Origin of the sequence: Demequina pelophila (assembly GCF_000971175.1) — a bacterium.
Classification (GTDB): Bacteria; Actinomycetota; Actinomycetes; order Actinomycetales; family Demequinaceae; genus Demequina; species Demequina pelophila.
Genome location: NZ_BBLY01000009.1, coordinates 1 through 10,699 on the forward strand (window position 1 = coordinate 1; position 10,699 = coordinate 10,699).

8 protein-coding genes and 3 pseudogenes are annotated in these 10,699 nt (G+C 65.9%); 1 reads left to right on the forward strand and 10 read right to left on the reverse strand.

Annotated elements, in window-relative coordinates; translation table 11 throughout:
- The 3 genes and pseudogenes from AOM03_RS11590 to AOM03_RS11600 form a co-directional block, all read right to left on the reverse strand.
- Positions 1 to 732 (reverse strand): ATP-binding protein (locus tag AOM03_RS11590; protein WP_062381668.1); only part of this gene is annotated, 732 nt, incomplete at its 3' end.
- A pseudogene (locus AOM03_RS11595) lies at positions 729 to 1,685 on the reverse strand (Mu transposase domain-containing protein); the annotation flags it as partial. The pseudogene AOM03_RS11595 and the gene AOM03_RS11590, both read right to left, overlap by 4 nt.
- Positions 1,686 to 1,717: 32 nt before the next feature.
- Positions 1,718 to 2,395: pseudogene (locus AOM03_RS11600) on the reverse strand (IS256 family transposase); the annotation flags it as partial.
- A 109-nt stretch (positions 2,396 to 2,504) separates the two neighbouring features.
- On the opposite strand from AOM03_RS11600, the gene AOM03_RS11605 reads away from it, so the two are divergent.
- Positions 2,505 to 3,812: an ISL3 family transposase gene (locus AOM03_RS11605; protein WP_062381546.1), complete on the forward strand. Its 1,308-nt coding sequence runs from the start codon at positions 2,505 to 2,507 to the stop codon at positions 3,810 to 3,812.
- Between the two features lie 9 nt (positions 3,813 to 3,821).
- Here AOM03_RS11605 and AOM03_RS11610 read toward each other — a convergent pair.
- The 7 genes and pseudogenes from AOM03_RS11610 to AOM03_RS11640 all read right to left on the reverse strand — a co-directional run.
- Positions 3,822 to 4,505, reverse strand: a pseudogene (locus AOM03_RS11610) (IS256 family transposase); the annotation flags it as partial.
- A 311-nt stretch (positions 4,506 to 4,816) separates the two neighbouring features.
- Positions 4,817 to 5,692 carry an N-acetylneuraminate synthase family protein gene (locus tag AOM03_RS11615; RefSeq protein WP_062381549.1) on the reverse strand — a complete coding sequence of 292 codons (876 nt, stop codon included), beginning with the start codon at positions 5,690 to 5,692 and terminating at the stop codon, positions 4,817 to 4,819.
- Positions 5,685 to 6,968 carry a DUF6716 putative glycosyltransferase gene (locus tag AOM03_RS11620; RefSeq protein ID WP_156157741.1) on the reverse strand — a complete coding sequence of 428 codons (1,284 nt, stop codon included), beginning with the start codon at positions 6,966 to 6,968 and terminating at the stop codon, positions 5,685 to 5,687. Before AOM03_RS11620 ends, AOM03_RS11615 begins: the two co-directional genes overlap by 8 nt.
- Positions 6,965 to 8,134 carry an acylneuraminate cytidylyltransferase gene (locus tag AOM03_RS11625; protein WP_062381553.1) on the reverse strand — a complete coding sequence of 390 codons (1,170 nt, stop codon included), beginning with the start codon at positions 8,132 to 8,134 and terminating at the stop codon, positions 6,965 to 6,967. Before AOM03_RS11625 ends, AOM03_RS11620 begins: the two co-directional genes overlap by 4 nt.
- Positions 8,135 to 8,136: 2 nt before the next feature.
- Positions 8,137 to 9,087, reverse strand: a complete 951-nt coding sequence (locus tag AOM03_RS11630; RefSeq protein WP_156157742.1) for a hypothetical protein — start codon at positions 9,085 to 9,087, stop codon at positions 8,137 to 8,139.
- Positions 9,084 to 9,818, reverse strand: coding sequence for an ABC transporter ATP-binding protein (locus AOM03_RS11635; RefSeq protein ID WP_062381557.1), 735 nt, complete (start codon positions 9,816 to 9,818; stop codon positions 9,084 to 9,086). Before AOM03_RS11635 ends, AOM03_RS11630 begins: the two co-directional genes overlap by 4 nt.
- On the reverse strand, positions 9,811 to 10,677 hold the full coding sequence (locus tag AOM03_RS11640; protein WP_062381559.1) for an ABC transporter permease: 867 nt from the start codon (positions 10,675 to 10,677) through the stop codon (positions 9,811 to 9,813). Before AOM03_RS11640 ends, AOM03_RS11635 begins: the two co-directional genes overlap by 8 nt.
- Between the last annotated feature and the right edge of the window lie 22 nt (positions 10,678 to 10,699).

The window sequence follows — 10,699 nt, forward strand, 5'->3', positions numbered from 1 at the left end:
GGTGTGCTCGCGCATGTTGGTGCTTCCGGTCTCGATCCAGATGGTGTGGTGGACGATGCGGTCCATGATGGCATCGGCGTGGACGCCGCCGCCGAGTCGCTGGTGCCAGTCCTTCTTGGCGTACTGGGTGCAGAACACCGTCGACGCTTCGTCGTAGCGACGCTCGAGCAGTTCCAGGAGCATGCTGCGGACATCGCCGGTGGGCGGGTCGAGGAGCCATTCATCGATCACGAGGAGCGTGAACGCCGCGTATTTGCGCAGCCACTTGTCCTTGCCGCCGGGCCGGTCCTTCGCCGCGACCCACGATTCCTCAAGGTCGGGCATGCGGATGTAGTGGGCGCGGTAGCGGTGCGTGCAGGCCTGCTTCGCCAACGCCGATCCCAGATACGACTTGCCCGATCCCGTGAAGCCTTGGAACACGACGTTCTGATGGCGGGTGATGAACTGGCAGGTGCCCAGCTGCGCGATGACGCCACGGTCCAGGCCGCGCTGTTCGAGCAGGTCGAGCCGTCGCAGGTCGGCGTCGGGGTAGCGCAGTCCGGCGCGACGGATCAGGCCATCGACCTTGGCGTGCGTGTAGGCGGCGTGGGCGTCATCCACGGCGAGCTTGATGCGCTCCTCGAACACCATCCCCAGCGTGAGTGCCTCGTCCTGGGCGTCGAGGGCGTCGACCAAGGTCGCGACGCCCATCTCTCGTAGCTTGCGCTTGGACTCGACGTCGATGCGGCTCATCGGGCACCACCGGCGTAGTAGTCCGCACCACGCACATAGCCGCTCGTATCGGCGGCCGACGCAGGTTGCTCGGCTGCATGGCGTTGCAGTTCTTGGCGGGACTCGAGGATGGGGCGCAGGTGCGCGTAGCGGGGCGAGTGCACCGCGGTCAGCGCGATGCCGGCGGCCGCTTCGACACGTTCACCGGAGTAGCGGCGTGTCAGGCGCAGCACCGCCAACGCCGCATCGAGGCCTTGCTCGTCGATGGCGACGGATTCGAAGATCCGGTTCACGACCGTGGTCGTGTCGGGACCGATCCGTCCCGCCCACTGGCGTACCCGAGCAGCGTCCCACGGTTCGTAGCGGCCACCGTCAGGGACATGGCTGTCGTGGGTGCGGTAGTCGTTGACGACCCCCGGCGGGGCCAGCAGGTGCGACGCGATGCGCTGATCGGAAGCGAAGATCTCGACCATCGAGTCCGTGACGCGCAGATCCACCGCCGTCCCGATGTGGGCGTACGGCACCGAGTAGAAGTTCTTGTCGAAGACCACGTGGCCGTTCTTCTGCACACGACGGCCGTAGACCCAGGAAGCGATCTCAAACGGCACGGCCGGCAGCGGCCGCAGCAGCGGGCGCTCCTCAGACGTGAAGACGCTCGTGCGGGATCCGGCACGCTTTTGGAACGGCTCGGCGTTGAAGACTGCGACGCGCTCATGGATCGCGGCCCGTAGGTCCGCCAGGGTCGCGAAGGACTCGTGGCGCAGCGTGGCGATGACGGCGGTGGCGATGTTGCCCACGGTTCCTTCCACCGACGCCTTGTCCTTCGGCTTGCGAACGCGGCCCGGCAGCACTGCGGCCGAGTAGTGCGCCGCGAGTTCCCGATACGCGTCGTTGAGGACGATCTCGCCTTCGCGGGGACGCTTGGTGACGCCGGTCTTGAGGTTGTCGGGCACGATCCTCGGCGTCGTGCCGGAGCCTGTCAAGTTGTTTGTGTAAGGCGCGGGGTTCATAGGTAGGGCTCGATGCGCTCGGGGTAGGCCAGCGCGAGTTGTTCGAGGGCTTGCTTCCAGTTGGTGGTGACCTGGCCCTCGACGAGTCGTCCGGATGCCTTGCGTTCGGATGCGGGTGCTCCGCGTTCTCGTTGCCGGTCGCGTGCGCGCTTGTCCTCGATGTCGCAGATCGCCAGCCACAGCAGCTTGATCGCGGCTTGGTCGTTGGGGAAGTGGCCGCGGTTCTTGGTGACCTTGCGCAGCTGGAAGTTCAGCGACTCGATCGCGTTGGTCGTGTAGATCACCCGCCGCAGCGCGGGCGGGAACGCGAGGAACGGGATGAACTTCTCCCATGCGTCGCGGAATGCCTTCACCGTCGACGGGTACTTGACGCCGAGTTCGGATGCGGCGAACTCCTCGAGCGCCTCAGCGGCGGCATCGACGGATGGGGCCTGGTAGATCGGTTTCAAAGCGGCTGCGACGGTCTTGCGGTCCGCGTAGTTCACGAACCGCATAGCGGCGCGGATGAGGTGCACCACGCACGTCTGGACGGTCGCTTCGGGCCAGGTCGCGCCGATCGCCTCAGGAAAGCCGGTCAGTCCGTCGCAGCACACGATGAGGACGTCACGCACGCCCCTGTTGGCGAGCTCGGCGCACACCGAAGCCCAGAACTTCGCTCCCTCGGTGGTTTGGAGGCTCTTCGCAGATGGGGCTGTAGCGCCGTCGCACGGGTGACTGGTCGGGGGTAGGGGTCGAGGTCCCCCAGGATGGAAGTTCCTACACACCCATCCGGAAGACCTCGACTTGCTCAACGCTACCTTCGGCGCGCCCGACCTCACGACCTTCTGCAACCTCGACGCCCTCGGCTTGACCGTCACCGGGCAGCGGATCGACACCCACCGCGCGGTGCTCGAGTGCCGCGTCGCCATGATCGACGATGTCTGCCACGAGTGCGGTGACCGGGGCCGTTCCCTGGGTACGCAGTCGCGTTACCTCGCCCATGAGCCCTTCGGGTGCCGACCTACGACGCTGCTGGTGCGGGTGCGTCGCTACCGGTGCGAGCCGTGCGACAGGTTCTGGCTCGACGACCTCCGTGCGGCGGCGGAGCCACGCGCGAAGATCTCCCGCGGCGGACTCGCATGGGCGCTGCGCGCGCTCGTCGTGGACCACCTGAGCATCTCCCGCATCGCTGCGGGCCTCGGCGTCGCATGGCACACCGCGAACGACGCGGTCCTGACCGAGGGGCACCGCCAGCTCATCAACGACCCCACCCGCTTCCAGGGCGTGCGCGTGCTCGGCGTCGACGAGCACGTGTGGCGACACACCCGCTACGGCGGCAACTACGTCACGGTCATCATCGACCTCACCCCGGTACGCGACGGGGTAGGTCCGGCACGGCTGCTCGACATGATCCCTGGCAGGTCGAAGGCGACGTTCCAGACGTGGCTGGCCGAACGGCCCCGGTGCTGGAGGGAACGGATCGAGTCGATCGCCATGGATGGCTTCAGCGGGTTCAAGACCGCCGCCGCAGAAGAACTCCCGACCGCGACCGCCGTGATGGACCCGTTCCACGTCGTCAAGCTCGCCGGCGACGCCCTCGACCAGTGCCGTCGCCGACTACAGCAAGCCATCCACGGCCATCGAGGACGGGCCGGCGACCCGCTGTACATGGCCCGCCGGATCCTCCACACCGGCTTGGAGTACCTCACCGACCGCCAGTGGGCACGCCTCGAGGCGCTGTTCGACACCGACGACCATGCTGAGGTCGAAGTCACCTGGGGTGTCTACCAGCGCATCATCACCGCCTACCGCCACCCCGACCGCGTCGCCGCCCGCGCCAACTTCGCCGGCCTCATCGAGTCACTGCGCACCGGCGTGCCGGCACCGCTCGTCGAACTGCGCCGCCTCGGCCGGACCCTGAGCCATCGCGCCGCCGACGTCCTGGCGTACTTCGACCGGCCAGGAACCTCGAACGGACCCACCGAGGCCATCAACGGTCGCCTCGAGCACCTCCGCGGATCAGCCCTGGGCTTCCGCAACCTCACCCACTACATCGCCAGGTCCCTCCTCGAAACCGGCGGCTTCAGGCCGCAGCTACAGCCTCATCTGTGAAGAGCCGGTTTGGACCCAGATCCCCAGGACGTGCTTGATGCCGTCCATGTCGACGCCGACGGCGATGTGGGCGGCCTTGTTGCGTACGTGGCCGCCGTCGCGGATCTTCACCACGATCGCGTCGAGGTAGATCACCGGATACAGGGGCTCCAGCGGGCGTGACTGCCAGGCAAGGACCTCGTCCGATACGGCGTCGACGATCTTCGAGATCGTCTCGTGGGACAGCTCGGTGCCGATGGTGGACGCCAGATGGTGGCCGATGTCACGGATCGTCATCCCGCCCGCGTACAGCGAGATGATCATCGCGTCCAGGCCGTCGAGTCGGCGCTGCCCTTTGGGGATCAGCATCGGGGTGAACGTGCCATCACGGTCGCGCGGGATCGCAAGGTCCACGTCACCGATCTCGGACGCGACCGTCTTCGCGTAACTGCCGTTGCGGGAATCGGGCAGGTACTGGCCGGCGGGGTCGCCACGTTCGTAGCCCACGTGAGCGGTCAGCTCGGCCTCGAGCCCGCGTTCGAGGGTGGCTTTGAGCATGCCCTTGATCAGACCCTCATGGCCGGTCAGGGGCTCGCCGGCATCGATGAGCGCGAAAACCTCATCCAACGCGCCCGACGCTTTCAGCGCGTCAGCGACCTGCTCCTGCTGACGACGCCGCAGTTCACGCTCCGGGTCCGTACTCGCCATGGACATCAGTGTTCTCCGATCAGATCGGAACCACAGCCTTTACACAAACCATCTGACACGCCCGCTCAGAGCCCGCTACAGTTCGAGAACACCCACCCATCACGAGCACTCGACTCCTCAGACGCGAGCCCGTGAAACCGGGGCAGGATCACCGTGTCCACGAGACCGGGTCAGGCTCCGGGCGCATCACTCGAGCACGCCGACACAACCCTTGGTTTGGGCTCCGACGCCGACTCGAAAAAGCGACATCCTTCTCGGTGCGACAGCGGCAAGGTCCCAACCATCACCCGGTTGAACAACCTGCCCGAGCACTACACCTAGCCGTCGATGCGGCGAAGCTTGCTCAGCGGAGCCAATTCGCCGGGAAAAACCTTCTTGACTCCATCGCCAAGAGCCTCCTCAATGATCCGGATATCCCGGCACAGCGAGATGAACCCCTTGGGCTCCAGCGACGCCGCATGATCCGAACCCCACATGGTGCGGTCAAGAGTGATGTGGCGCTCAACGGCCACGGCGCCCAACGCCACAGCGGCGATCGAAATCTGCAAGCCCGGCTCGTGACCTGAGTAGCCCACGGGCACGCCATAGCGGTCCTTGAGCGTTCGAATCATCAGGAGGTTCGCCTCGCCCGGGGGCAACGGGTAGGTCGACGTGGCATGCAAGATGATGAGGTTGTCCTTGCCGAGGGTCTCGACCGCGGTGTCGATCTGCTCGATGGTCGACATGCCCGTCGACAGGATGACCGGCTTCCCGGTCGCCCTGATCCGGCGCAACATGCCCAGATCCGTGACCGAGGCGGAGGCGATCTTGTAGGCGACCGCGTTCATCGACTCAAGGAAGTCGACGCTCGGCTCGTCCCACGGCGAGGCGAACCACACGACGCCCTTCTCCTTGCAGTACCCATCGATCTCGGCGTACTCGGCCTGCTCGAACTCCACCTTGAAGCGGTACTCGAGATAGGTCATCGTGCCCCACGGCGTCTCGCGAGGGGTCGACTTCATGTGCTCCGGGGTCGCGATCTCTGGGGTGCGCTTCTGAAACTTCACAGCTTGGGCACCAGCCTCGACGGCGACGTCGATGAGCCTCTTCGCGTTCTCGACCGAACCGTTGTGGTTCAGCCCGATCTCTGCGATCACGTAGACCGGCTGGTTGGCACCGACGAGGTCCGCGCCGATCTTCACTGTGTCAGCCACGAGGGGCTCCTTTCGTCCCGTTGCTCGTGCTCAGCGTAGTCGCTTCTGCAGGCCTACCGCGCCGCAGCAGTCGGACTAGAGGCCGCAGCGAGCGTGTGGCATGCCGGGCGGTTCTCCCCAGGATTCGGCGCAGCGCGAAGTCCTCGTCACCAAGCGCCTCGAAGCGACGTCGAGAGCGGTTTGCAATCCCCACCGCACCGCGACGAGGAGCACGATATGACGGACGCGCACCACCCTCTGCCTCGCCGAGTAGCCGGGTCGCCGCGGCTACCCAATCGTCAGCGTCTGATCCGTGGAAGTAGTTGTCTCGCATCCAACCAGGGTCGGGGTGGCGGAAGTCGAGCCGAGTGAGGTCCGCGAGCGTTCCGAACAGACCCGAACCTTCGAACACGACATTGATGGTCTTGGCGTCGACGCCGAAGTCGGAGAGACACAGCACCGGCACTCCCGCCGCGATGGCTTCAAGCGCAGCGGTCGAACTGACGGTGACGAAACCCGCGCAGCCGGGGAGGTGCTCGCGAAGTGGCCCATAGCCGAATCCCAAGTTCAAGGGCCACCTGTGCTCGGGAACCTCTGCGGCGAGTTCGGGGAAGGATGCGAACTCCGCGTGCGTCTGCGCCTCGCCCTCTTCTCCGCGCAACTTGATCACGAACTCGAGCTCGGGGTGCTGGTACGCGGCCGTGACAAGACCAGCGAGCAGCTGTCGTCGGTCGCCGACGGTGCGAGGCACGAGTGCCTGGGGAGCGAATACAACTGTGCGCGGCGGCGCACTCGCCAGCGCATCCGTCGAGATCAGCGATGCGAGCCCCGTGGCACGCAGGTTCCCGAGCGGCAACAGGGCGCCCACGTGCTTGCGCTCGCGCTCGCTGTGCACGATGATCAGGTCTGTCGCTGACCTCAACTCGAGGCCGAGCCGCGTGGGCGGCATCCAGATTCCGGGAATGCCCGCGATCGCCACCCGGCACGGGGGGGTACCCGCGAAGGTCTCCTCGAGCAACAGTTGAATGAGCGGGCCACGGCACGCGAGCAGAAGAAGATCGGGCTCGTCTGTGCGTAGCCGCGCGACGAGTTCGGGGTAGCCAATTACGGGCAGGTCATCGAGACGACCGTCGACTGCCGCTTCCCTTTGGGCGGCACTGGGGGTCACCGCGTTTCGCACCACGACCACCTCGACGTCCCACTCGGGCGGCGCCTCGAGAGCGCGGGTCACCCCCCATTTCAGGTATGAATCCGAGTCCGCGACGATGAGCAACCGCACCCGGCGTGGCGGCGTCATCCGAGCTCCCGCGCCACGAGAATCCGCTCAGCCAGCTCGCGCAGGGCGCCCGCCCCGCCAGGACGAGTCAGCGTGACGCGCGCCGCGCGCGCCGCGTCAGGGTGCGCGTCCGGCACCACGACGGGCCACCCGACGATCTCCAGCGCCGGAACGTCGTTCACGTCGTTGCCAACATAGGCCACGCGCTCCAGGTCGAGACCGTGGCCGACGCACCACTCGCGCAATGCAGTGGCCTTGTCGTCGACGGCGTGGAGCACTTCGATGCCCAGCTTCGCCCCGCGTGCGGCGACCACTGGGTTGCGCTCCTTTGACAGGATCAGCATGGGGATACCGGAAGCCCGGAGCTTCCCGATGCCCATGCCGTCGGAGCGGCTCACCCGCACCGCCTCGACACCATGCTGGTCGACGGAGACGGTGTCGTCCGTATGCACCCCGTCAAAGTCCATCACCAGCGCGTCGACATCGATCGGCTCCATCCCGTCGAGGAACGAGGCAAGTGTTCGAGCGAGATCCAGTTCGTGGACCGCATCAATCTCAACCCCTGCGGACTGCTCGACCTCGGCGATGCCGACACGGCCAAAGAACCGGAAGCCGCGGTCGCGGAAGCCGGCGGTCTCCATCACGTAGAACGCGCCGGTCTCCTGATAGTGCGGCTCCCGGTCCTGACGACGGGGTCGAAACGAGCGATCATGGTTGACCCCAACGGCGCCCTCGGCGCTGTCTGCCCACAGGAAGGCGTAGGTCTCGAACGCCGAGAACATCGAGTCGTAGTTGCCGTCGAGCACTGAGCGCACGGCGGAGTCGAGCGCAGCGGAGTCGATGAACGGCGAAGTCGCCTGGAGAAACGCAAGGACCCGCGGCTCGATGCCGTCCGCGGCGAGTACGTCGAGCGCATGCAAGAGCGCAGACTCGGAGGTCGCGGTGTCGCCCGCGATCTCCGAAGGTCGGTCAACCACCCGTGCGCCCGCGGCGCGGGCGACAGCGGCGATCGCGGCATCGTCCGTTGACACATACACAGCGTCGATGCTGGGCGCCGCGAGCGCGGCGCGCACCGCGCGGGTCACCAGGGGTACACCGCCGACGCGCGCGATGTTCTTGCCCGGAACGCCCTTCGATCCTCCCCGCGCAGGAATAATGGCTACGGCCTTGGTTTCGGGTGATGACACCTCTAGCTCCTCGGAACGGTATCGGATAGCGCGCGCCGCATGCTGGCATCTGCCGCATCGGTCCACCAGTGCGGAGGCACGGGCTCGATCCGGTGTAGCACGGCGCTTGGCAGCACATGAGCGAGAGTTGCAGCTGTGCTCGACGGCAAGGAGATCACCGACCTCAGTCCGGGCGACGTTGCTAGCACCAGTTCAGCCGGCAACTCGGTGCGCACCACGTTCAAGCCCGCATCGGTGAGTCTGTACAGGACTTCGGCGGACTCGCGGCGATGCGGGAGGTACGTGGCGCCCGGGCCTCCGGCCGTAGTTGCCCAACGCTCATAGGCATCTGCATCGATGTAGCCGTCTGCCGCAAGGGCCGAGCCGATGACCACGTGCTGCCCGACTGCGTGCGGTTCCAGTGGCGTCACGGACCGCACCCACTGGTAGCGGTTCATCGTCACGGTCACGCCCAGGTCGACGAGGCCCCGTACCTCGGCGACGTCATAGGCTGTGAAGAGTTCGAGGCGGCCGGCGCTGGCGGCCCTGACGAGGCGCGCGCGCGTCGCGAGGCCGAGCGCACGTGCCACGGTTGACTCGTGCTGCCCCATACGGCCAAAAGCCTCCCCATGCCGGAGAACCCTCGCCAGGTGAAGGGTAGCGGAACCGTCGTCGACGACCACAGCCTCACGGGTCGTGGAAAGCACGGTCAGTAGCCGGAAGTGACCGGAGAACGCGTCGCCGACCACCCATCGTGTTGCAGACCGTAGCCCCGCGCGGAACGGGTCCGCAGCCGTCACCATCTCGACATGCGGAATCGAGTTGGTCACCAAGGGCAGCAGCCGTGCACGCAACGGATCTAGCGACGGTACGCCACTGCGCAACACGACGTTGCACGGCTCGCCCGTGGCGTGCGCCCACTCGAGGACGTTGAGTGCTTGAAGCGGCGATTCGACCCATGCAGCGGTGGTCACTTCGACCTCTCGTATGCCCTGATCACCTCTTTGGGCGTACCGTCCATCTTGAGAACTCCGTGGTCGATCCAGATGACACGATTGCAGGTGTCGCGGATCGATTTCATCGAGTGGCTCACCAGGAACACGGTGCCCGCTTGATCGCGAAGATCCCTGATACGTTGCTCGCTCTTCGCCTGGAACTCCTTGTCGCCTACGGCGAGCGCCTCATCTACGAGCAAGATCTGGTGGTCCCTCGAGATTGCGATGGAGAACCGCAGCCTCGCCTGCATGCCCGACGAGTAGGTCTTCATGGGCAGGTCGATGAACTCCTCGAGACCCGAGAATTCGACGATCTCGTCCCTGATCCCGTCGATCTCGTCAAGGCCGTGGCCGAGCGCTAGCGCACCCAACGTGATGTTCTTGTCTCCGGACAGGTCGGGGATTAGCGCCGCGTTGACACCGAGCAGGGCTGGCCTACTGGCGGCGTGCACGCTCCCGCGGGTGGGTGCCTGTAGACCCGCGATCGTGCGCATGAGAGTGGACTTGCCGGAGCCGTTGTGACCGATGACACCGATCGACTCGCCCTCGTGTGCAACGAACGACACGCCCTTGACGGCGCGGACGATACGCACGCCGCGCTGTCGCTTGAGCAACGCGCGCCTATCGCTTGCCGCCTTGCCGGACGCAAACGTGCGGTATTCGACATGGACCCCGTCGACGACGATGTTCGGCCTACCGATCTCAGCCACGGCCGTACCTCTCCTCGGCCCGCCAGAAGAAGACAAGGCCAGAGACGAGGAACACGACCGCCGCAACGGACGCGGTGACCCACAGCACTCCCGGCACATCTTGCGTCTCTTGCAGCGCGCCCCGCGAGAGCTCGATGAATGCATGCACGGGGTTCAGCTGCGCGACCTGGAGCACCCACGCCGGGTGCTTCGGAGGCGCGAGGACCAGCTCGAGCGAGTAGAAGATTCCCGACATGTAGAAGATGATGCGGGTAATGATCGGGATCAACTGCGAAACGTCGCGCAGATGCACGGTCAGTCGAGCCGCGATGAGCGCGATGCCGGTATTGAACATGGTCATCAGCACGAGGATGGGGACCATCATCAGCCAGGTCCAGCTCGGGAACTCACCGAAGCCGACAAGGATCACCGCAAGCACCGCGAGCATCGGCACCAGTTCATACAGTTGGCGCATGACCGCGGAGATCGGCAGGAGCATGCGCGGGAATGCGAGGCTGCGCACCAGTGAGAGGTTCGCCGAGATCGACTTTGCGCCCTGCGAAAACGACTTCGAGAAGAACGTAAAGATGAAGAAGCCGGTGACAAGGAACGGGATGAACTTAGGTGGGCGTGACTCGCTTGACATGATGACGCCAAAGATGAGTCCGTAGACGGCGGCCTGCAGCAGAGGGTTGAGGACCACCCACGCCAGGCCGAGCCGGTTCTCCGCCATGGTCGCCTCAACCCGGAACCGCGCCATCGTGGATGCGAAGTGCCGGCGTCTCCACAGTTCGCGCATGTAGGCGATGAACGGTGCCCGCGCCCCCACGCGCGGCAGCCCCGCGTCCCGCGCCACCCCGCCGTAGTCGATCTCGCTCACATCTCTCCTGGATCCTGCGCAG